This is a genomic window from Pseudomonas auratipiscis (assembly GCF_036324085.1).
In the GTDB taxonomy this organism is placed as follows: Bacteria; Pseudomonadota; Gammaproteobacteria; order Pseudomonadales; family Pseudomonadaceae; genus Aquipseudomonas; species Aquipseudomonas auratipiscis.
Genome location: NZ_JAZDCU010000001.1, coordinates 324,694 through 345,719 on the forward strand (window position 1 = coordinate 324,694; position 21,026 = coordinate 345,719).

Consider the following 21,026-nt stretch of genomic DNA (forward strand, 5'->3'; position numbering starts at 1 on the left):
TTATTTACCTCCCTTTTGCGGAGCCTGAAGGTCGTGAGGAATGACGCTGCGGCTCCAATCAGGGACGATGAACTGGCCGTCCTTGAAGTGGCTGTTGGCGTAACTGAGCACATCGCGGATATCCGGGATGGTGCTGTTGCTATCGCCGTAGGCACGGGGTTTACAGATCAATTGCACGGCGTAGGTGCGGGCCACTGCGGGGGTTACCGAGTAGTTGGCCGATACCGCCGAGGGTGATTCCAGGGCCGTGCAGCGGGTGTTGCCTGGCGATTGCGCGGTGACAGGAACAACTTGGCGTACCGCAGTGGGCAATGGGTCAATGGGCGCGAGCGGTCCGGTGATGGTCAAGGTGCCGTCATGGAAGGTCACGGTGTAGTTGCTGCCCGCCTGGTAGGTCTGATCCTGGCCAATGCCATAGGCCCCGGTACTTTCACCTGGAGCGCGGACCAGCGAACCTTGGGCGAGATCAGCCTTGTCGCCGTTTTTCAGGCCGCTGACTTGATAGGTCAGTTGCGGGTCGGCAGCGCCGACAACCTTGGACTTGTTGTCTGCGCGTACATCCAGCGGAGCCGGGGTGACCTGCAGTTTGCCGTCCTTGAAAACCATGGCGTAGTTACCGCTGGTGAGCAGCACATTGCCCTGGGTGATGGCGTAACCGCCGGGCTTGACGTTCTCGCCGGCATCCCGAGTGAGCGCACCCTTGAGCACATCGGCAGCACTGTCACCCCGTTTCAGGCCGGCGACCGAATAGGTCAACTCAGGATCAAGATCGCCATAGACCTTGGCCTTGTGGTCGGCGGTCACGCTTAGCACGGCTGGGGTGATTGCCAGTTGACCGTTGTTGAAGGTGAGGATGTAGTTGCCACCCTTGCCGCTGTTAAGGCCGAGATCGCCCTGGTGAACGGCGTACTGGCCGACGTTTTCGCCGCTGTTACGGGCGATGGCGCCGCTGTTGAGCACATCGCCGGCGCTGTCGCCATTGACCAGGCCACTGAGGCGGTAGGAAAGCGTTGGATCTACCTCGCCATACACCTTGGAGTGCGTGCCAGCGTCGATCTGCAACGAGGCTGGCGTGATGGTAAATACGCCAGCTTCGTAGTTGAGGATGTAGTTCTGGCTGATGTTGGCCAGCGTGCCCTGGCCGATGGCGTAGCCACCTGCCTTGACGTCTTCGCCAGCTGTGCGTTGCAAGGCGCCGCCGTTGAGCACCGAGGTTTGCTGATCGCCACGTTTGAGTCCGGACACCTGATAGCTGAGTGCCGGATCGATTTCACCGTAGACCTTGGTTTTGTCATCGGCACGCACGAGGAGGGTGGCCGGAGTAATGCTGAAGTTTCCAGCCTCATAGCTGAGTATGTAGTTCTGGCCTTTGCCCTGGTTGAGGGCTACCGAACCTTGTTCGATGCTGTAGCCGCCAGCGCTGACCTGTTCACCCGTCTGGCGAACCAGTGTGCCGTTGTTCAACACCTCGCCGGCACTGTCCTGGGCTTTCAGGCCACGGACCTGATAACCCAGCGCAGGGTCGAGGTCGCCGTAGACCTTGCCGTTGTTATCAGCGGCTACGGTCAAGGCGGCGGGGGTAATGGTCAGCTTGCCGTCGATAAACTGCAGAACGTAGTTACGGCCCTGGTCATTGTTCAGGCCGACGCTGCCCTGATTTATGGTGTAGCCGGCGGCACGCACGTTTTCGCCGGCTTCACGGCCAAGGGTGCCGGTGTTGAGTACCGATGCCACTGTGTCGCCGTTCTTCAGGCCCGAGACACTACGAGTCAGGGCAGGGTCGGCATCGCCATAGACTTTCGACGTGTCCTGCGCCTGAACGGTCAAGGTCGCCGGGGTGATCTGCAGCGTGCCGTCGACATACTTGAGGGTGTAGTTGCCGCCCAGGCCGTTGTTCAACGCGAGGCCGCCCTTGTTGATGGTGTACTGGCCGACATTTTCACCGGACTGACGATCAAGATTGCCCTGAAGCAGCTCAGCGCCGGTGTGACCCAGTTTTGTCTCGCCGACCTTGTAGTCCAGGCCAGGGTCATTGTCACCGTAGACTTTGTGCTTGTCGTTGGCGGTCACGGTCAGCTCTGCCGGGGTCACGGTCAGGGTGGCGGTGTTGTTTTGCAGTTCATAGCGCTGCTGGGCAAATGCATCGCCGCTCAAGCCACCCTCGATCGCGTACTGGCCGACATTGGAGTGCTCGGTTGCGGCTGTCGATGGCACGGCCTTGGTGACACCGGCCCGACCCAATTGAGCGTCAACATACTGGTCCAACCCACGTACTTGTTCCACGCTTGACCCGCTGTTGACGATGCCCTGGGTAAAGGCCGGGTTGTGCTCGCCGTATTCGCGGCTGGCGTGCGCGGGGGTAGCACTGATTTGTGCCTTGTTAGTGGAGATCGCAACGTTTGTGTCGGTTTTGTCCTGTGTTGAAAGAAACTGGACCTGGGCTGTTTCAAACAGGTTTTTCTGGGTGACAGGCTTGCCGTCCGTGGTGGTTATCCAGGGCTTGTCATCGGCCAGCCAGCCAATGCGGGCGAGCATCGCGTCGGTTTCACCGGGCAGCTTGAAAATCAATTGCTGGGAGGTATCTGTGGCGGGTTTGTACTGTATCTCGTGCTGGTTCGATGCACCGGGGATGTACTCGCCATCCACACCCCAGTAGCCAATGCCGGTCATGACGCCAACGGCGAGCTGTCCACCCACCGGGCTAAGGGAAAAGCCCACGGGGACATTAACCGGTACGCCGTCGCGGCTGACAATGGGTGCATTGACGTCGCTGGGGTTGGGGGTGAACTTCCACAGCGAACCTTCACTGTCGCGAAAGCTGATGCCGTAGATCAGGTAATCGGAGCTGTCCAGATATCGCAGTACGTCTGCTTGCGGAATCTCGTTGCCATTCTCGTCACGAAGGTTCAACGCCTCGAACACCACGTAGTCGAATGTCTGACCGTTTCCGGGGCTCAGTTCAACGGTGCGGTCCACATTGTTGTTGCCGATTACCACTTGTGTACCGACTTTGGTCAGGGCATAGGCTTTGATGCCGCTGAGGGTTTCACCGGTCAGTGGGGCGGTAATGGTTTTGCTGGTGTCGGGTCCGGTGCCGCTGGCATTGGTTTGGCTGAAGGTGAATATGCCATTGCTGGCCTTGCCGGCCAATTCTCCCGCGAAGTTCAAACCGCTGTCCATGCGTACGCTGGCCCCTTCGAGGGCGACCTTGGCACCGATCAGCGCAGTGTTGTCCTGCTGGAAGATGGAGGCAGTGTCAGTGGTTTTCAGCCAGGCGATACCCGACCCCACATCGATGATTGCGCGGCGGCCGTAGGCGGCCTCGCCGCTGGCACCTGCCGGTGCCGCATCGAATAAGCGGATGTCGCCAGTAGCACTGATGTAGAGGTTGCCATCCTTGAGCAGGATCGGCGCCCTGATATTCACCGCGCCGTTGGCATGGCTCTTATCGGTGCCCGCGTACGTGGTGATCTGACCGGCGTTGCCGGAGGAGATCAGCGCAAGGGTCGATGGACTGATGCGACCGTCGTTGTCTACCGAGGCGAGGTTGGTAGCGATGATGGGGGCATCGACATTGATGGTGTCGGTTGCCTGAATCAGCACGTTGCCTTGCGCCAGTCCGCTGACGATGGTACTGGCTGCGACCGAGCCGACAGCGCCGGTTTCATCGATATTGACAATGGCAGGGTCGAGCAACCAGGTGCCGTTGGCTTTCTGTCCACGGGTGTCGACCTTGGCATCGGACGTTACCGTGAGTTGCTTGCCCGAGGTTTCAACTACGCCACCCTTGACCTTGCCGCTGGCCGAAGCCGAACCGGCGAAATGGGTTGCTTCATCGCTCCAGGCGACGATTTGCCCCCCATCGGTCTTGCCATCGGCCTTGAGCTGGGCGCCCTTGGCGACGGTTGTGGTGATGGCGGGCGCCTCGGTCCCTTTGTTCTGCAAGCTACCGCCCATCAGCACCTTGCCACCGCCACCCTGGCTGCCGGAGGCATCGATCCTGGCGGTGCCGGCAACATTCACATGGTCGCCAAGCACCTTGATGGTGCCGCCATTGACGCCTGTGGCGCTCAAGTTTCCGGTGACGTCAGTGCGCGCTGCGTTACTCAGGACGATGGTGCCGCCGTCGTTGCTCACTGAATCGGCGACGACGTTGCCGCCCAGATTGATCACCGAGTCCAGGTGCTTGGCTGCACGTTGGGCGCTCATGGCCACCACGCCGTTGGCAACGTCGATTTGCCCGCTGTTGTGCACGCCACCACTGACATCGGCAGTAACGCTGGCCTTGTCGCCAGGCTCACCACTGACGGCAATGTTCAGCAAACCATCGCCGTGAAAGTCGAGTGTGGCCTGCGGGCCGGTAGCCAGCTGCACCGTACCTTTGCGGGCCTGAATAACGCCGGCGTTGGTGACCTGGGCGCCAAGCAGGGCGACCATGCCATTGTCATGAACAGTGATGCGTCCCTGGTTGGTTACCGCGCCTGTGAGTTGAATATCCAGCTTGCCGGTTGCAGCAAACTGCTTGGCTTGCTCTTCCGTGAGAAAACCTGCACTGGCGACCAGCGCGCTGGAAGATAGGTGCGCTTTGGGCCCCATCCAGATGCCGTTGGGATTCACCAGAATCAGCTGGCCATTGGAGGTTACCGTGCCGTAGATTTTCGAGGGGTCGCCGCCTGTTACGCGGTTGAGGGTGACCGACTTGCCATCAGGCTGGTTGAACGTGATTTTGTGGTCGGGGCCGACGTTGAAACTCTGCCAGTTGATGGCAGTACGCGCCGTGGAAGTGTTCACTTCCATGCCTTTGCCTTGTTGCGTAATGGTTGCCTTGCCGCCGATTACCTGGCCGCCCTGGGGAATGTTCTCAGCCAAGGCGTAACTTACCGGCCAGGTCACCCCGGCAATTGCCAGAGCGACGGAAACGAACAGTGCAGTCAGTGTCGAGGAGGGAGGTTCTTGACCAGGTTTGAGGTGCCGTTTCATCGTGTTTCTCCTAGAGGTGTCAACTAGGAGAAATGATTGATCCTGGATCTTTACTGGGTAAGCGTTGCTTCATGCAACGCCTTGTAGTGCGTTTCCGATTCTAATGCGCCGCCGTAGCGAGCGGGATGGTCAAGCGCAGATGAGCTTCAAATGCCTGTTCGTCATCGCTGCTGATCTGCAGGTCTGCCTCGAACAACGTGCTCAGCTCGGATGCCACGCAAAGGTAGATAACCGGAGCGGTCATTGATTCAGCCGAAGTCATGGATGCCGTTAGGCACAGGTGCCACTCGATGTAGCCGGCGTCTTTCTCGTAGGCGTCGGCGCGAATCGAAACCAGGGCTGCCCCTCTGTGCATGAGGTGAAGAAACAGGGCTTTGATCAGGCTGGCATACGCTGTTGGATCTATCCATCCCCATGGGTTCGATTTGGCACTTGTGAAATCATGCGCGGGCATGTCGTCGCTTGGCAGGTGCTGAAGGGTGTTCCGGGTGAGAGCGTTGAGGTTGTGCGAAAAAGGTGAGAGTTTGTTTTGCCCCGTCTCGAGGTGAACCATTTCGCGAAGCCATTGCACACTTTCGTGCATTCGCTCAAACAGGGCGTTGAGCCTGTCGTTGCCGTCGACCACCGCGCGCGCGCTACACAAGTAGCGGTCAAGCGAATCAGCGTGCTCGATGAGATAGGTGCTTCGGCGGTCCCTGACAAAAGTGAGGTAGGCCAGTTGCTCACGCAAAGCTTCGATCTGGGCCTGCTCTTCACCGATGTCGATCGAGGTACAGAGCATTCCAACCAGCCCGCCACCCTGGTCGATGACCGGGCATCCGCTGTGCTTCAATACCCTACGCTCGCCATGCAGGCGCACAGCAATGACCATCATGTAGGGAATCTGTTTTGCGACCGCGGTGTTGAACGTCTCACGGGCAAATTCGAGGTGCTCGATGTCTATCACGCCTATATCGCATTGCTTGGCGTCAAGGACCGCATTGCGAGTCAAACCGAGGTAATCGAGGAACGCCTGGTTGGCCGCCAGAATACGTGCGTCTGCGGCCCGCAGGCAGACAGGAAATGGGATCTGATCGAGCAAGGCATTGAATTGCAATGCTGACGCCTGATCCGAATCAACGCCCGCTTTGTCGCTGTCGGCCCTGCCTTCGAGAAATCCCCGTTGGGTGGCTACATGCAGCAATTCAACCAGCGAGTGAGTGCCGGTTTTCTCCAGCAATCTGGTCTTGTAGGTACTCACTGTTCGGTCGCTGATGGCCAGTTCACCGGCAATTTGCTTTACCCGGTAACCATCAGCCAGGTAATGCAATACCGTCACCTCTCGAGCCGTCAGTTGTTCTGTGGGCGTGGCTGGGGCCGGGTCATGTCGAAGGGCACTGGCATGGAAACAGGTTTTGCCAGCCAGCACTTTATTCACTGCATCGGCGAATGACTCCAGGGTGTCGCTCTTGGACACAAAACCCGAGGCGCCCGCAGCGATGCACAAATGCTCATAGACATCGGCGGGCAGGGCAGTCAACACCAGGATGATGGTCGAAGACTTGCGTGCGGCGATCCGTTTGATCACGTCCAGACCGCCAAGCCTGGGAATGTCCAGATCCAGCACCACCAGGTCGGGGACTGCTGTCCGTGCAAGATTCAGGGCATCCAACCCATTGTCGGCAAATGCCACGACGCTATGGCCTGCCTGGTTGAGCAGGGTTTCGCTACCCAGGCGGCTCAAGGGATAGGGGTCAACGATCAGTACCTTCGCCATGCTGTGAACGTCCGTGGTCAAACAATCGATGCGTTGATCATAGACCCAAGCAATTGACTAACAAGAAGATTAAATAGATATCTGGGGCATGCAGGGCCTATTCGCGTTTAGCGATAAGGTCTGGGGTCGTTATAGAGATTGATTGTGTCGGATAGCGCGAGTTATCCCGCGTCGTCATGTTTGTTTGTTCTGTAGGTAACGGCTACTTGCACAGTGAAAAATGTGATCTAGGCTTCCTGTAAGATGCCATGCGCCTGTATTGTACGGCGCAAGTCCCCACTGTTACGCAGTGTATCTGTGTGTATATCTGTGTGCTGTCGAAGTGCTGTGTGTCGGATTAATTCGTCAATAGGTGGCGTTGATTATATGCGTCTAAGTGAAGTGAGTTATATGTCGCTGTATTGGAAATTACAAGGCGCCCGCTTTATAGATGGTGACTGGGTGGTGTTAGCCTTAAACTAGCATTCAGGCTTCCCTGGCTGGCTCGATCACGGCGCTCAGGAGGGCAGCCGTGGACGATGAAAAAGAATGGGTCAAGCGCCTGCGCGAGGGCAACCTCGAAGCTCTGGAACATCTGATCAAAAGTCATCATGCGTTTCTCGTCGGCATCGTCATCCCCTTGGTCGGCCGCGAGTCAGCCAACGATGTCGCCCAAGAGACCTGGCTCAGAGCCGTCAACGCTGTCGGCTCCTTCGAGGGGCGCTCCAAATTCAGGACCTGGTTGGCAAGAATCGCCATTAACGAAGCCCATTCCATGCGGCGCAAACTAGGGCGGGAAATATCCCTGGAGTGGTTGGAGTCCGAGCATCACTCGCCTATTTCGTCGCAGTTTGACGAACACGGGGCATGGACCAATCCTCCTGATAAGCACGTTCAAGAAAGTCCGGAAGAATTGCTAACCGAGATTGAGTTGTACGAATGTATCTGGAAGTACATTCAGGAATTGCCGAGTGCGCAAAGAAGCGTAGTCATCATGCGTGATATTGCCGGGCTGGAGTATAAGGAAATTGCCCACGCACTGGCGTTGAGCGAGGGCAATGTACGCTTGCTTCTACATAGAGGTCGCCAACGTATACAGGTAATGTTGAGTGATTTTCAGGAGGAAGGGAAATGCTGAGTTGCTACGAAATATCCGAGCGAGGATCAGATATTATTGATGGCAACTTGGGCGTGCGCCTGCGTTGTCTTGTATTTATCCATCTGCAGGGTTGTCCCCATTGCAGAGTATATATAAGCAGGCTTAGACAAGCGACGCGTATTGTTCAGGCGCTCCCCGTGTCAAACGGGCCAGCGAACACTCAGTCGACAAGCAATGAAATTGAAGATATGCAGGGCGATAGTATCTAGTGTCTTGCTCGACTTCAGTGCACGTCGCCTGCGTGCACTGAGGTCTCAAGGGTGTAAAACTTTAGTTCATTCAATGGGCGCTGCGGTATTCGTCTCGATCTCTGGTAATCGGGTCGATGAGTTTAGGGTTTGTGGTATTCATTTCATCGAGTGGATCGGCCACCGTATTTCCCGACGCGGTTGGGTTTTCTTTTATCAATTGTACATAGGTTGCGCCAGTGTCCTGCTTAGGTTGGCTTTTTGCCAAAGCTTGTCGTTGTAGATAGTTTTCAGTAAGACGATCACTACCTCCTTCGGCAAGCATTAATTGAGCAGGTTCACTGGAGACACTGGAAACTGGGTATTCAACTTGCGTTGCAGCTGTAACACTCCCACTCAAATACGCAGCTGCAGCTAATGCTGTCATCTGTACGAAGAGTTTCATGATGTTCTTCCTCAAGAAGAGTCGTGCTTGCTTGAGTGACGCATTTACATGGATGCATGAGCCTGCACTTTGTTACAGTTCATCGGACTGACGGTAGCCTGCGTAACTCTCCGACGGACGCACCTTGCCGAGTCGCAGACGTTACCTTAATGTGCGGGTCGCTTGGCCCAGTAAGCTTTTAGAAATCGATTGTTATTAAGCGAGGTACTGCTTGGTAAATCTTAATTTCAAAGCCTTTACCAAAATTGCTCGGCAATTGAATATCTTAGCGGCCGTTCTGCTCGGCATAGGCCTCCTTTCGGGCAGCGCGATCGCCGTGCCTCTTCCTCAAAGCCTGCACCTGACTCAGCAGGCTACCCAGCGTTTACACGATTGGCGGGTCTTGGTAGCTGACGCCGGCACGCTCAGCGAACAGCAAAAGCTGCTGCGTGTGAACGCGTTCTTCAACAACAATATTCGTTTCGGTGAAGATAGTGATGTTTGGAAAAAAGCAGACTATTGGGCCTCCCCGCTGGAGACCCTGGAGAAGGGTGCAGGTGACTGCGAAGACTTTGCATTGGCAAAATACTATACCTTGCGTTTGTTAGGCGTTCCCGAAAGCAAAGTGCGTCTTTTGTACACGACTGTCAACGCCAGCGGGCAAGCACATATGGTGCTTTCTTATTGGCAAAAGCCTGAATCAGATCCGCTGTTGTTGGATAACCTCACCAACAACATTACCTCGGTTGGCCAACGCAATGATTTGAAAGTGGAATTCGCATTCAATAATGTTGGCCTGTATCAAGTTGATCAGGCCGGGTTGAAACGCGTCGGTAATATTGAGCAGTTACCCAACTGGTCCTCATTCGTTAACAAGACCAACGGCCAGGCCTCATTATTGATGGCCGGCGCTGAAAATACGGGTTTTCAAATGCCGCGGGTTTTCTAGGCCTGAGCCATCGTTGCTACCAAACGTATTGCAAGCGCAGCGTCCAGGTATTCACATCCGGTGACCCTGTGCGTTCTGAAACGGTATCACTGTAGGCAACCAAGCCGCCGAACTGGCGTGACAGCATGAAGCCCAGGCTGGCGCCAAGCAGGGCGTTTTCCTGCTTGTTGTCCTGGTCGACGCCATCGACCTTGGTTTCGCCCCCCACACTGTAGGTCGCATCCAGCGACACCCAGAGGGCCGGGTTTAAGGTGTAGCTGTAATGGCCCTCGACGGCGTAAAGCGGCCGTTGTTCAAGCTTGCTGTCGCCTTGATACTCATCGTTGTCGCCGTAAAGCGAAACATAGGTGTTGAGTTCCAGCCATGTCGGGCCCAACGGGGTACCGAAGGCTACTTCGGGCTTTACTACCCATCGGTTGGCGCCAATGTTGATGATTCGGTTCTTGTCGTAGTCGCCGGTCGGCGTGGTCAGCCACAAGGCTCCGCTCAGGAAGGTCTCGGGTTGCCAGGTGGCAAACTCCTCGGCAGTCAATGCCGGACCACCAAAGAAGTTGTGGGCGAAAACAATTTGCGTGTCACCCATGCCGCCGTTGCGCTTGGTGCCGGAAAAAAACCGCGCGTCATCGAACGACGCTTTTACATCAGCGTAAGGCTGCAGCAACTGTATCGCAGAGTTGCGTCCATCAATACCAAACGAGCGGGCGTAACGCACGATGTAAACGTCGGCGTTGAGCGACAGGCCATCGAGCGCCAGCGAGGTATCAATAGGTGTGTTGGTGTCGATCAGGTTGTAGTAGCCAAACACCATGTTCAAGCCGATCGGGGTATTCTGCCAGTCTCTGGCGTTGTCAGCCTGGGCAGAAACCGCGAACAAACCCAGCGAAATTGAAACCAGGGATCCCGATACGTAGGGGTATTTCATGGCGACTCCTTTGCGCTTACCGTCTAACAGTCATAGCTCAGGATTCGTTGAAGCTGTAGATTTTTGTCGGTGTTGAGTCATTTGACGCACAGGGTGAGGCGGCGTTGCCAGTTTATGCGAGTGCGTGCATGCACCATCCCAGCAGACTCCCACCGATGACCACCAGCCATGGCGGCAGTCTCCAATAAATCAACGCGATCAACGCCAGTAATGCCAGGCCGACGTCTTGCGGCGAGTGAATCGAGCTTGTCCAGACAGGCTGATAGAGCGCTGCCAGGAGCAGGCCAACCACTGCGGCGTTGACTGTCGAAAGCGCTGCTTGCGCCTGGTTGTTGTGGCGCACGACCTGCCAGAACGGCAGGGTACCCAGCACCAACAGAAATGACGGTACAAAGATCGCCAACAGGCAGATAAAACCACCCAGCCAGCCTGCCGGGGCAGTGTTCATGGATGCACCCAGGAATCCGGCGAAGGTAAATAATGGGCCCGGGACCGCCTGCGCAGCGCCATAGCCGGCCAAGAAGACGTCATTGCTTACCCAGCCAACGGGCACCACCTGTGCCTGCAGCAGCGGCAGCACGACATGGCCGCCACCAAACACCAGCGATCCGGCACGATAGAAGATATCTACCAGCGCCAGTGGGTGGCTCGCCACCAGGGTGGACAGCAGCGGCAGCCCGATCAACAGCGCAAAAAACAGGCTGAGCCAGCACAGGCCTGCCCGACGACTGATGGCAATGACTAGCGGTTCAGGCTCTGGGTAGTGCTTTGGCTTGAGTAGAAAAACGCCCATCACTGCGGCAATGAGGATGACTGCTAGTTGTCCCCAAGCCCCAGGCAACAACAGGACCGCACAGGCCGCAGCAGCCATGATGCTGATGTGCACAAGGTCGCGGCAAAGGTTGCGCGCCATTCCCCACACGGCTTGGGCTACCACCGCTACCGCCACGACTTTCAATCCATGCACAACGCCGCTGGACATCATGTCGCTATGGTTGACGATGCTCAGGGCGAACAAAATCAGGATAATCGCCGAGGGCAGGGTGAAGCCTGCCCAGGCGGCCACCGCTCCCGCATAACCGGCGCGGGACAGCCCGAGCGCAATACCTAATTGGCTGCTGGCAGGGCCCGGTAGAAACTGGCAAAGCGTAAGTAATTCGGCATAGCAGCGCTCGCTCAGCCACTGGCGGCGAGTCACGAATTCGTGGCGAAAATAGCCCAGGTGAGCGACAGGGCCGCCGAAGGATGTCAGGCCCAGGCGCAGGAAGATCAAGAACACGGATAAAGGGCTACGGGCAGTTCCAGCGGTGTCGATCATGCGCATACCTGGCTTTGTTGTGTGCTGAACAGACAATACGTCACCCTCGGTGCCGGCACGCGAAGTATTGTTGATGCAAGTCAAACGTGTCTGGCCAGACAAATGCAGGATAGGGCAATCCTACTCATCGCTTAGTGTGAGGTGTGCTATGTCTGACTATCAACGTTTACTGCTTGTAGTCCCCCCGCTCATGCGCCGTAGTGATGCCTTTGACCGCGCCGCAGCCCTGGCCAAGGCCAAAGGCATGCCGTTGCATATCGTGGCATTCGATTATCTCGAAGGGCTGGCTACAGCTGGAATGATGAACGAAGAAGCGCTGGCACTGGTGCGCCAGGCCTACATTGAAAAACACCGTGATTGGCTGGAAACCCAGGCAGCGCCTATGCGTAAAAATGGGCTGACGGTCACCACCGAGGTGGTCTGGGTGGAAAATGTCCTGGACGAGATACTGATCCACTTGAAAGAACAGCCATTTGCAATGGTGATCAAGGATATCGAGCACGAGTCGCGGTTGATGCGGGCGTTATTCTCGACACTGGACATTCGCTTGCTACGTGAATGCCGGGTGCCATTGCATTTTGTCGACAAGACCGAGCACGCGCTGCCACGCAAGGTAGTCGCCGCCGTCGACCTGTCACGCCCTGAAGATCAGTACCAGGGTTTCAATGATCGGATTGTCCAGGAAGCGTTGAAGTTGGCCATGCAGTGCCAGGCACAGGTTGAACTGCTTTACGCCTACGATCTGACCTCGATGCAGACCGAAGCAGAACACCTGGGTCGGATATCGTTCATGTTCGACTCAAACCTGGCCAACAGCTTGCATAAGGCTCAAAGCGAAGCTTTCCGGGCGTTGGCCGACCGCAACGGCATCGATCCGCAGGCATGCCACATGATCATGGGCGACCCATCGAAAGTGCTGACGACGTTCTGCAAAACCCATGGCAGCGACATTGTCGTCATGGGCCGGGTTCATCATCGTGGGCTGGCCAAGTACATCGGCAGCACTGTTGAGCGGGTGCTGTACAAAATGCCAAGTAGCGTATTGGTCATTACCCCAGAGCCTACCGTCGACTGATACACCAGCGCTGCCGGCCTGTTGGATGCATCGGTAAAAGATGTTTCGAACAGGCCAGCAGCGCTGCAGCTCAAGGCGTTCAGGCCAATGACAGGGTATGGATGACCTGGCAGGAATCGTTAGGGTCGCGGGAAGTGGAGAAACCAAACTCGCGGGCCAGTTCGTGCATCGCCGTATTGGCCGCAGAGTCGATGGAAAACATGCGTTTGAAGCCGTTGGCTTGCGCCTTGTCGATCAGGTGCCCAAGCAATTTTGCGCCCAGGCCATGACCTTTCCACTGATCATCCACGGTGACCGCACATTCACACTCATCAGGCTGTGCGCACGCTGAGTAACGGCTGATACCGACTTCACGAAGTTCACCATCGACGTGCGCCAGGGCCACATAAGCAGCGTTCTCGAGCTGGTTGACGCTCATCAGCTTGTCGAGCATCGCTTCGCCCGGCTCACTGACCTGGCACAAGAAGCGAAAGTGCCGCGATTCAGGTGAAAGGCGCATGATGAACGCTTTCTCACGCTCGCGGTCTTCAGCCCGCAGTGGCCTGATGAGCACGTGCCCGCCATCGTTCAAGGGCTCGATCCAGTGCTCGCCGGTTTCAGCGGGGAAGGCGGGGGTAGAAGATGATTGCGCGTTGGATTGAACAGGTGCCATGAGGATTTGCTCCGCAGATGTAAAGAGGCATGACGCATAACTCCTATCTACTCCAGTTGTAGCCAACGCCTTTGATGCATGTCAACGATACAGCGCCAATGTGCAGCGCTGCGCCGATTGGGCTGTAACCGTCAGTTCTAGCTGCCCGCCCTGCGAATGCGCCCGGGCGCTGTGCCGTAGAAGTCTTTGAACTTCTTGCCAAATGCCGCCTGTGATTGATAGCCGACCTGGCAGGCTATATCGGTCAGTCCAAGTTGAGTGTCGCTGAGCAGGCGAAAGGCCAGCTCCATTCTCACCCGCGTCAGCAATACCCAGGGGGATTCCCCAGCGACTTTCACAAAGCTGCGCATAAAGGTCGCCCGGGACATGCTGGCGTGCTCGGCCAGGCACTCGATCGTCCATTCGAATGCCGGATCGTCGAGCATGGCTTGCCAAGCTCGGCTCAGGCGTTTGTCGCTCATCAATGCCAAGGTGCCGGTGGCAGGGGGCTGGTGTTGCAGGTAGTTGCGCACCACCATCGCAAAGAGCGCCGATGACAGAGTATCGACCAGAAACCTGGCGCCGATCTGGTTGCCATCAGCTTCGGCGCGCAACAACCCCACCAGCGCGGACAATTGATCAGTTGTCTGCGGATAATCGCTGGAAACCTTCAGGCACTTGGGAAGGGCGCCAAGCAGTAGCGATTCGCGTTGATAGAGGAAGCGGCCACAGAGGATATCCAGCTCACCAGCCTCGCTGCCGATCCGGTGCAGGGGAATCAGTCCACCATGACTGACCTGGGGTTTCACCGCTGCGCCCTGATGGCCTTCGCTGTGCAACCTGTGAGCCTCTCCATCGACAAACACCAGAATGTCGCCTGCACGAAGGGTTATGGCGGTGCCATCGGGGCGTACAGCCTGGCACACACCCGCCAGGACGATGTGATAGCGAGCCACGCCCGCGGGCTCCTGATCGTGCTCCAGTGCCCAATCACCCTGGAAGCTGCAGCGTAGGTCCAGGTTGCCCCTGACTGCGGCAAGCTGGATGAGTTTATCGATCGAGTTCATGAGAGCACTTCGGAAAATCTATTGAGCGGGTTTGATAATGCAAGCGGATTCTACCTCCTGACTGCCCTGCAGGCCGTGCCCCACCTGGGACAAGCTGTCGCAGACGGCTGAGACTTATAGACAAAAACTTGAGTGCAACGGGCAAGAGCGGCGGTCCGTCGATCGGCATCATGAACCCAGTTTTTCATAGATGACGATTCGAGAGGTTCCCATGTCTAGCTTCACACGTTCGCTGCAACTGCTCAGTCAACTCGACAAGTTTGGTCCGATGCTTATCCGTTTTGGTATCGCTGTTGTGTTTCTGTGGATCGGTGCACTCAAGTTTATCCCTTATGAGGCTGACAGCATCACGCCTTTCGTGGCTAACAGCCCGGTCATGTCGTTCTTCTACGAGCACCCGGAACAATACAAAGCGCACCTTACTCATGAGGGCGAACTGGTTGCCGAGAAGCGCGAATGGCAGACCGCCAATAACACCTACGGCTTCTCCTTCGGCCTGGGGGTAGTGGAAATCGCTATCGCGCTGCTGGTGTTGGCCAATCCGTTTTCCCGTCGTCTGGGCTTGCTGGGTGGTCTGCTTTCTTTTGCCACACCGTTGGTGACCTTCTCGTTCCTGGTCACCACCCCTGAGGCCTGGGTGCCCGCACTCGGCGATGCCCACCATGGCTTTCCGTATCTATCCGGTGCCGGTCGACTGGTGCTCAAAGACATCCTGATGTTCGCCGGGGCCGTGGTGATTATCGCCGACTCCGCACGCAGCCTCTTGCTCAAAAAAGCCTGATTCCCTCGTTTTGGAGACACACCATGAAAGCTCAAATCGCACTCCTGCTCGGTGCCGTTGTACTTGCCGCTTGCACCAGCACCCCGGCAGTCAGTAAGCCGGATATCGCCAGGGTCATTTCCGTTACAGACACCCAGGCAGCCTGCGGTGTAGTGCCGGTCACGATGGTCTACGACGATTCCCTGGGGGTTCGGCATACCCTGGACTACCGGGTGTTGGGCAGTGGCTGTCATGACAATTAAATCTCATCGATGCCCGGGTATTGGCGGCGCGTACTGAGAGAGTTGCCGGTTCATGGCTGCACTATTCTGATTTGCGACATTACCGGGGCGATGCCTGTCGAGGCCGCAAGCGCGGCCTCAGCTCGGAAAAACACACATATTGCGCACCGTTAGAGGCGTTAACAATGACTCAGAACATTGAAACAGCAGCTGCCTTTGGTACTCCTACACAAGCAGTGCACGAAGGTCGGTTGGCCTATCTACCGGTAGCACTGTTCGGCTCGGTGATGGGGCTTACCGGACTTTCCTCAGCCTGGCACCTGGCGAGCCAGATGTATGGACTACCGCTGTGGGTCTCTCAGTTGATCGGCTTGTTTGCGTTGCTGGCGTTCGTACTGGTGTCTGTTGGCTATGCAGTCAAAGCGATTACCGCGCCGCACGCGGTGAAGGCGGAGTACCTGCACCCCATTGCTGGCAACCTGTTCGGTACGGTGTTTATCAGCCTTCTGCTCCTGCCGATTCCCTTGGCGGCATACAGCCCGCTGCTTGCGCGGGTGCTTTGGGTTATCGGGGCCACGGGCATGATCATTTTTGCCTGGTTGATCGTCTCGCGCTGGCTCAGTCAGCGTCAGCAGGCGGCACACGCCACGCCTGCGTGGATCGTACCGGTGGTGGGTTTGCTCGATATCCCGCTGGCAATGCCAACCTTGCAGTGGGACGGTGTTGCAGATGTGGGCATGTTTGCCTTGGCGGTGGGTTTGTTCTTCGCCATACCGCTGTTTACCTTAATCTTCTCCCGCCTGCTGTTTGAAGAACCTATTGGTGCAGGTTTGCGGCCGTCGTTGTTGATTCTGCTGGCGCCATTTGCCGTCGGTTTTTCCGCCTATGTGAGCCTGACCGGTGAAGTGGACCGTTTCGCCAGCGCGCTGTATATGCTGACCCTGTTTTTCCTCGCCATTTTGCTTGGACGCTTGCGCTACCTGGCGAAGAGTTGTCCGTTTCGCTTGTCCTGGTGGTCGGTGGGCTTCCCGTTGGCGGCAGCCACAAGTTGCGCATTGCGTTACGCCGGCCACGCGCCGGGCGTATTCACCAACGGTGTGGCGATCCTGTTGCTGGCGGGCACAACGCTGGTGATTTTCGGTATGGCTGTGCGTACGTTGCTGGGCGTTGCGCAGGGTAAGTTGCAGGCGCTGGCAGGCTGAAAAATCCACGACCAGGGGCTGGGTCCAATTGCCCCTGGCGCTGCATGCACGCAATTCTTGTCAGCCGCATTCGCTAATCAATGTATTGCGCTTACGGGTCGCTGCACGCCTATCTGGAACCACGCGTCGATAATGATCATTAATGATGTGGGCAACGTGCGCATTTGTAAGTGGCGAGCACAACGTTTCTGGAGGCTAACGAAATGGAGGCGCTCTCTGTGCGTTATGAAATTTATTTAAAGCGCGAACAACTTCGAAAAGTCGTTCTGGTTGTCGATCAGGAGACGTGGACGCTGCAGGTGTTTGATGAGAGTAATCTAAGAATTCCCTGCGCGCTGGGTCAGGCTGAAGTAAGGGTTTTGCAGCAATTGTTGTCCAGCCCCGGGGAAGTATTCTCCAAAGAGGAACTTATCGCTGCGGGATGGGTAGGGCGGGTCGTCGCTGCCGGGAGCCTGACCCAGGCAATATTCAATATCAGAACATTCTTGGGTGTCGACGGCCATTGCATCATCGTTACAAGTCCCAAGACGGGTTACTTGTTCAGTCATGAGTTTGTTGTAGGTCAGGCGGCGACTGAGGTTGTTCTTATCAATAATGAGCTGGCCGTACCAGCCGAGCCTCAAGTGGCGCCGACCCTGGATGCAAAAATTGGCAAGCGCGCGTTAAGCACACGGATGACAAGTTATTTATCTCCTTTGGGCTGGACAGTGGCTGTCTTGCTAGTGGTTACAACCACCTTGGCAATAGCGCTGATGAAACCGCAAATAGATCTTGTCTGGAACGACCCACTCAACATTGAAAGCCGTGAACTTGGCCAGCTTGAGCTGAAATTCATCAACGCCGGCGCGCAGGTTGATAGCAGGCGCATCGACAGTCAGATGGTCGGGCTGTCACCCGGTCTGGTTGGAGAGGTGTGGGTGCGCGCCTATGAGCGTCGATACCGTGTCGTGTGCTTTTCAGAAGAGGGTGCCAGTTCCTATACAGCCTCCCGGCAAATGCCTTTGCAGGATGTAATAGCACAGTGCGTCAAAAGGGAGGCCCTATGAAGCGCAAGGCTGTGTTAGCGGTGAGCGTTGTTGTGATCCTTTGTTTGCTACTGCTTGCCAGTGTATTTCTGCGCGAGTGGCCAGTATCGAAAAACCTTCAATACCGAATGTTCACCGACGTCCTGCCAGTGCAAACATATCAGGGCGGCTATCATTCGGTAGAGAACCTGGAAACAATGGTGTTTGCCCATGGAGAGTTTAAATACACATCGACCTGGGCGGTCGACGGCAGGATGGAATACTTGCACATCTCCGGGAAGGTCTATCCCCTGTGGGGCGACTATGGATACATGAAAGTTTCTGCCCGCATGGCAACGGAGGGGCTTGTCGAGCTTCTCAGTCATCTTAATATTCCGCTGGCGCTCAATCGGCAACTCGAGTTCTCCGAGGGAAGTTACTCTTACGTACGATTGCTGAAAAACTCGTCATCCGGTATGTGTTTTTATCATTATGACAGTAATAACGTGTTTTGCTTCGGTGTGAAGTAGTAGAGTTTTTCTCGTTTGAACGCGACGCGTGAGGCAAGTGCGTTACCCCTCCACATGCGCTTCGCGCAGCGTTCGAACACGTTGCATGTTTATGTTCGTCTCTCCACTTGGTCGGACTCTTTTGCTCCGGTCGTGCGGGTGCTGAATTTATTGGCTCCTCCTTTAGGCTCGTCCATTGAGTGATGGCGAGCCTTTTTTTATTGTTTTTTGTTTGAGACTTTCTGACTAAACGATGAGACGAACGCGATAGAAAGCCGCTATCCCGTCCGGCAGGCTTGCAAAGTAGTTATTACCTAGAAAAAGCCAATCAATGGAAGATGCCGAGGAACCTGAATATGAGCCGTTCACCCTCTTTTTACCAGCGCTTGGCAATGATGCCCGCCACCACGCTGCTGGGGTTGTTGTTGCTATTTGCATTCGCCGGTGCCGCCACCGCTACCGCCACTCAGGAGAGCCATACCGTGAACTTGTCCAGCCCTTATTCCTTCGATGAAACCTTGAATCGCGTGCGCTCGATGCTCACCGACAACGGCTTGACCATTTTTGCGCAGATCGATCACCAGGGTGCAGCGCGCAAGGTGGACCTGCAGATGCCCCCAACAACGGTACTGATCTACGGCAACCCCAAGGCCGGGACGCCATTCATGTTGGCCGCACCCAATTTTGCCTTGGAACTGCCGTTGCGCGTGTTGATTCGCGCGGATGAAAACGGACGTACCTGGGTGGTCTATGAGCCCGCTGCGTCGCTGGACGGTCGTCATGGCCTGCCCGAGGGGATGGCCGAGCGCCTTGGCGCCGCGGAGAAACTTCTGGCAGCAGCAATCCAGGCACCGACACAACCTTGACCCATGCTGAGATACCCATGATGACAATCGATGAAAAGGAAAAGCAGGCATTGCTCGCAGCCAGCGCAACATTGGCCCGGCGCAAGTTCCTGGGTGTTGCCGGAACGGTTATGGCCGCCGCCGTTGTCGCACCTGCGCGTGCGGGGTCGTTGGCCGATGTGCCTGCACGGCAGGTCGGACCTTCGATCAGTGTTGCCAGTGATCGTTCGAAATACGTTCACCTCAAGCGCGTTACCGAGGCCACCCCAGGGAAACTGAACGTCGATCCTGGCCTGGCTATCAACTCGAAAACGCCGCTCGACAAGCTGGTGGGCTCCATCACACCTTCCGACATGCACTATGAGCGCAGCCATTCGGGCTCGCCCGACCTTGATCCGGACAGACACCAGTTGCTGATCCATGGCATGACCCGAAAAGAGCTGGTGTTTTCCATGGATGAGTTACGTGCCATGCCCTGCGTTTCGCGCCTGTACTTCATGGAGTGTTCAGGCAATGGCTGGGAAAACTGGAAGAACGCCGACCCGGAACTGACGGTGCAAGACACCCACGGCCTGGTCAGCATGCATGAATGGACCGGTGTTCGCCTGGCATATCTGATGGAACTGGTGGGCGCCGAGCGCAATTCGACCTGGATGCTGGCCGAAGGTGGCGACGCAGCTGGCGTGGCGCGTAGTATCCCGTTGACCGCCGAAATTCTCGATGAAACCTTGGTCGCCTATGCGCAGAACGGCGAGCCCTTGCGACCGGCTCATGGCTTTCCGATACGCCTGCTGGTGCCGGGCATGGAGGGCAACCTGAGCATCAAATGGCTGCGCCGCCTGAAGTTCGGCAATGAGCCGTTCATGACCCGCTGGGAAACCGCCCGTTACACGCAGCTATTGCCAAATGGCAAAGCGCGTCAGTTTCAGCTGTACCAGGAAGTCAATTCAGTGATTACCTCACCCTCGGGCAAAATGCGTATTCGCCCAGGCTATAACCGCATCAGTGGACTGGCCTGGAGTGGTCGCGGAAAAATTGTCAACGTCGAGATCAGCACCGATGGCGGCGTGAACTGGCGTCAGGCTCAGATCAATGCGCCTGTACTGCACAAAGCCCAGGTTCGTTTTCATCAGGACTGGACCTGGGACGGCCGGCCCACGCGCATTGTCAGTCGCTCGACCGACGATAAAGGCCATGTTCAGCCCGACCGGGAAAGCCTGATCGCCACGATGGGCGAGAATGCACTTTTTCACTACAACGGTCAGCAGACCTGGGCTATCGACGCCGACGGGAGGGTCACCAATGTGCTCAGTTAAAACGCTGGCTGCGCTCGGCGCAGTGGTCTTGAGTCTATCGGTGCACGCAGATACCGGCAGTTTCGGGCGCGCAGCAACCAAAGCTGAAATCGCCCTGTGGAACATTGATGTGCTTCCCGACGGCAGAGGCTTACCTGAAGGGAGCGGGACAGTGGCCGAGGGTGAAAAGCTCTTTGCCACGCATTGCATGGCGTGCCACGGTCCAGGCGGCGAAGGTGGGTTCAAGGACCGGCTGGTCGGTGGCGTGGGTAGCTTGAACAGCGATCACCCGATCAAGACCGTCGGCAGCTATTGGCCCTACGCTACCACCGTGTATGACTACATTCACCGCGCGATGCCGTATCAGGCGCCTGGATCGTTGAGCGACAGTGACTACTACGCGCTGGTGGCCTACCTGCTCAATCGCAACGCAATTGTTCCCGACAACGCAAGGTTGGACAAGCACAGTCTGCCCGCGGTCAAGATGCCAAACCGAGACGGCTTCGTGCCCGAAGCGGAATTTCGCACCATTCCTGTCCGGCGCTAGCGTCCAACGAATTGCACTCCCTGTCTGAATTGAAAGCGCTGCGGCAAGTTGTCTGCTTGACTTTGCCAAGAGGGGTTCTATTGCTGTAAAGTTGACGCCGCGGTCAGCTTTCCACGGTTTTTATCACACCGAATTTGCTCACTGAGCGTCACAGATTTCATCCCCTCCAAGTTT

At 56.5% G+C, this 21,026-nt stretch carries 18 protein-coding genes; 11 read left to right on the forward strand and 7 right to left on the reverse strand.

What is annotated here, in order from left to right; translation table 11 throughout:
- Nucleotides 1-4,980 (reverse strand): MBG domain-containing protein, encoded by a 4,980-nt coding sequence (locus tag V0R60_RS01425; RefSeq protein WP_330078583.1) that lies wholly within the window; start codon nucleotides 4,978-4,980, stop codon nucleotides 1-3.
- Between the two features lie 100 nt (nucleotides 4,981-5,080).
- Nucleotides 5,081-6,736 carry a response regulator gene (locus V0R60_RS01430; RefSeq protein ID WP_330078582.1) on the reverse strand — a complete coding sequence of 552 codons (1,656 nt, stop codon included), beginning with the start codon at nucleotides 6,734-6,736 and terminating at the stop codon, nucleotides 5,081-5,083.
- A gap of 511 nt (nucleotides 6,737-7,247) precedes the next feature.
- Here V0R60_RS01430 and V0R60_RS01435 point away from each other — a divergent pair.
- Nucleotides 7,248-7,853: an RNA polymerase sigma factor gene (locus V0R60_RS01435; protein ID WP_330078581.1), complete on the forward strand. Its 606-nt coding sequence runs from the start codon at nucleotides 7,248-7,250 to the stop codon at nucleotides 7,851-7,853.
- A 300-nt stretch (nucleotides 7,854-8,153) separates the two neighbouring features.
- On the opposite strand, the gene V0R60_RS01440 is transcribed toward V0R60_RS01435, so the two are convergent.
- Nucleotides 8,154-8,507: a hypothetical protein gene (locus tag V0R60_RS01440; protein WP_330078580.1), complete on the reverse strand. Its 354-nt coding sequence runs from the start codon at nucleotides 8,505-8,507 to the stop codon at nucleotides 8,154-8,156.
- Nucleotides 8,508-8,718: 211 nt separating this feature from the next.
- Between V0R60_RS01440 and V0R60_RS01445 the strand changes: the two genes are divergently transcribed.
- On the forward strand, nucleotides 8,719-9,435 hold the full coding sequence (locus tag V0R60_RS01445; protein ID WP_330078579.1) for a transglutaminase-like cysteine peptidase: 717 nt from the start codon (nucleotides 8,719-8,721) through the stop codon (nucleotides 9,433-9,435).
- A 16-nt stretch (nucleotides 9,436-9,451) separates the two neighbouring features.
- On the opposite strand, the gene V0R60_RS01450 is transcribed toward V0R60_RS01445, so the two are convergent.
- The gene (locus V0R60_RS01450; RefSeq protein WP_136476185.1) at nucleotides 9,452-10,357 is read right to left on the reverse strand and encodes a transporter; all 906 of its coding nucleotides are present in this window, start codon (nucleotides 10,355-10,357) and stop codon (nucleotides 9,452-9,454) included.
- Between the two features lie 112 nt (nucleotides 10,358-10,469).
- Nucleotides 10,470-11,675, reverse strand: coding sequence for a chromate efflux transporter (gene chrA, locus V0R60_RS01455; protein ID WP_330078578.1), 1,206 nt, complete (start codon nucleotides 11,673-11,675; stop codon nucleotides 10,470-10,472).
- A gap of 148 nt (nucleotides 11,676-11,823) precedes the next feature.
- Between chrA and V0R60_RS01460 the strand changes: the two genes are divergently transcribed.
- On the forward strand, nucleotides 11,824-12,750 hold the full coding sequence (locus V0R60_RS01460) for a universal stress protein (RefSeq protein ID WP_330078577.1): 927 nt from the start codon (nucleotides 11,824-11,826) through the stop codon (nucleotides 12,748-12,750).
- Between the two features lie 79 nt (nucleotides 12,751-12,829).
- On the opposite strand, the gene V0R60_RS01465 is transcribed toward V0R60_RS01460, so the two are convergent.
- Nucleotides 12,830-13,402: a GNAT family N-acetyltransferase gene (locus V0R60_RS01465; RefSeq protein WP_330078576.1), complete on the reverse strand. Its 573-nt coding sequence runs from the start codon at nucleotides 13,400-13,402 to the stop codon at nucleotides 12,830-12,832.
- Nucleotides 13,403-13,539: 137 nt separating this feature from the next.
- On the reverse strand, nucleotides 13,540-14,448 hold the full coding sequence (locus V0R60_RS01470; RefSeq protein ID WP_136476181.1) for an AraC family transcriptional regulator: 909 nt from the start codon (nucleotides 14,446-14,448) through the stop codon (nucleotides 13,540-13,542).
- A 211-nt stretch (nucleotides 14,449-14,659) separates the two neighbouring features.
- Between V0R60_RS01470 and rclC the strand changes: the two genes are divergently transcribed.
- From rclC to V0R60_RS01510, 8 genes are all read left to right on the forward strand, one after another.
- Complete coding sequence (gene rclC / locus V0R60_RS01475) at nucleotides 14,660-15,229, forward strand: reactive chlorine resistance membrane protein RclC (RefSeq protein WP_136476180.1); 570 nt, start codon at nucleotides 14,660-14,662, stop codon at nucleotides 15,227-15,229.
- A gap of 23 nt (nucleotides 15,230-15,252) precedes the next feature.
- On the forward strand, nucleotides 15,253-15,471 hold the full coding sequence (locus V0R60_RS01480; RefSeq protein ID WP_136476179.1) for a DUF2790 domain-containing protein: 219 nt from the start codon (nucleotides 15,253-15,255) through the stop codon (nucleotides 15,469-15,471).
- A gap of 164 nt (nucleotides 15,472-15,635) precedes the next feature.
- A complete protein-coding gene (locus tag V0R60_RS01485) occupies nucleotides 15,636-16,652 on the forward strand; it encodes an SLAC1 anion channel family protein (protein WP_330078575.1) in 1,017 nt (338 codons plus the stop codon).
- A gap of 203 nt (nucleotides 16,653-16,855) precedes the next feature.
- Nucleotides 16,856-17,698 carry a winged helix-turn-helix domain-containing protein gene (locus V0R60_RS01490; RefSeq protein ID WP_136476177.1) on the forward strand — a complete coding sequence of 281 codons (843 nt, stop codon included), beginning with the start codon at nucleotides 16,856-16,858 and terminating at the stop codon, nucleotides 17,696-17,698.
- On the forward strand, nucleotides 17,695-18,186 hold the full coding sequence (locus V0R60_RS01495) for a hypothetical protein (protein ID WP_136476176.1): 492 nt from the start codon (nucleotides 17,695-17,697) through the stop codon (nucleotides 18,184-18,186). The genes V0R60_RS01490 and V0R60_RS01495 overlap by 4 nt, the downstream gene beginning before the upstream one ends.
- A gap of 335 nt (nucleotides 18,187-18,521) precedes the next feature.
- Nucleotides 18,522-19,031 (forward strand): DUF302 domain-containing protein, encoded by a 510-nt coding sequence (locus V0R60_RS01500; protein ID WP_330078574.1) that lies wholly within the window; start codon nucleotides 18,522-18,524, stop codon nucleotides 19,029-19,031.
- Nucleotides 19,032-19,048: 17 nt separating this feature from the next.
- Nucleotides 19,049-20,326, forward strand: a complete 1,278-nt coding sequence (soxC, locus tag V0R60_RS01505; protein WP_330078573.1) for a sulfite dehydrogenase — start codon at nucleotides 19,049-19,051, stop codon at nucleotides 20,324-20,326.
- Nucleotides 20,313-20,852, forward strand: coding sequence for a c-type cytochrome (locus V0R60_RS01510; protein ID WP_136476175.1), 540 nt, complete (start codon nucleotides 20,313-20,315; stop codon nucleotides 20,850-20,852). Before soxC ends, V0R60_RS01510 begins: the two co-directional genes overlap by 14 nt.
- The last annotated feature ends 174 nt before the right edge of the window (nucleotides 20,853-21,026 follow it).

Coding starts and splice junctions, on each gene's coding strand:
- V0R60_RS01425 (WP_330078583.1), bottom strand. CDS start 4,980: ATGAAACGGCACCTCAAACCTGGTCAAGAACCTCCCTCCTCGACACTG.
- V0R60_RS01430 (WP_330078582.1), bottom strand. CDS start 6,736: ATGGCGAAGGTACTGATCGTTGACCCCTATCCCTTGAGCCGCCTGGGT.
- V0R60_RS01440 (WP_330078580.1), bottom strand. CDS start 8,507: ATGAAACTCTTCGTACAGATGACAGCATTAGCTGCAGCTGCGTATTTG.
- V0R60_RS01450 (WP_136476185.1), bottom strand. CDS start 10,357: ATGAAATACCCCTACGTATCGGGATCCCTGGTTTCAATTTCGCTGGGT.
- chrA (WP_330078578.1), bottom strand. CDS start 11,675: ATGATCGACACCGCTGGAACTGCCCGTAGCCCTTTATCCGTGTTCTTG.
- V0R60_RS01460 (WP_330078577.1), top strand. CDS start 11,824: ATGTCTGACTATCAACGTTTACTGCTTGTAGTCCCCCCGCTCATGCGC.
- V0R60_RS01465 (WP_330078576.1), bottom strand. CDS start 13,402: ATGGCACCTGTTCAATCCAACGCGCAATCATCTTCTACCCCCGCCTTC.
- V0R60_RS01470 (WP_136476181.1), bottom strand. CDS start 14,448: ATGAACTCGATCGATAAACTCATCCAGCTTGCCGCAGTCAGGGGCAAC.
- rclC (WP_136476180.1), top strand. CDS start 14,660: ATGTCTAGCTTCACACGTTCGCTGCAACTGCTCAGTCAACTCGACAAG.
- V0R60_RS01480 (WP_136476179.1), top strand. CDS start 15,253: ATGAAAGCTCAAATCGCACTCCTGCTCGGTGCCGTTGTACTTGCCGCT.
- V0R60_RS01485 (WP_330078575.1), top strand. CDS start 15,636: ATGACTCAGAACATTGAAACAGCAGCTGCCTTTGGTACTCCTACACAA.
- V0R60_RS01490 (WP_136476177.1), top strand. CDS start 16,856: ATGGAGGCGCTCTCTGTGCGTTATGAAATTTATTTAAAGCGCGAACAA.
- V0R60_RS01495 (WP_136476176.1), top strand. CDS start 17,695: ATGAAGCGCAAGGCTGTGTTAGCGGTGAGCGTTGTTGTGATCCTTTGT.
- V0R60_RS01500 (WP_330078574.1), top strand. CDS start 18,522: ATGAGCCGTTCACCCTCTTTTTACCAGCGCTTGGCAATGATGCCCGCC.
- soxC (WP_330078573.1), top strand. CDS start 19,049: ATGATGACAATCGATGAAAAGGAAAAGCAGGCATTGCTCGCAGCCAGC.
- V0R60_RS01510 (WP_136476175.1), top strand. CDS start 20,313: ATGTGCTCAGTTAAAACGCTGGCTGCGCTCGGCGCAGTGGTCTTGAGT.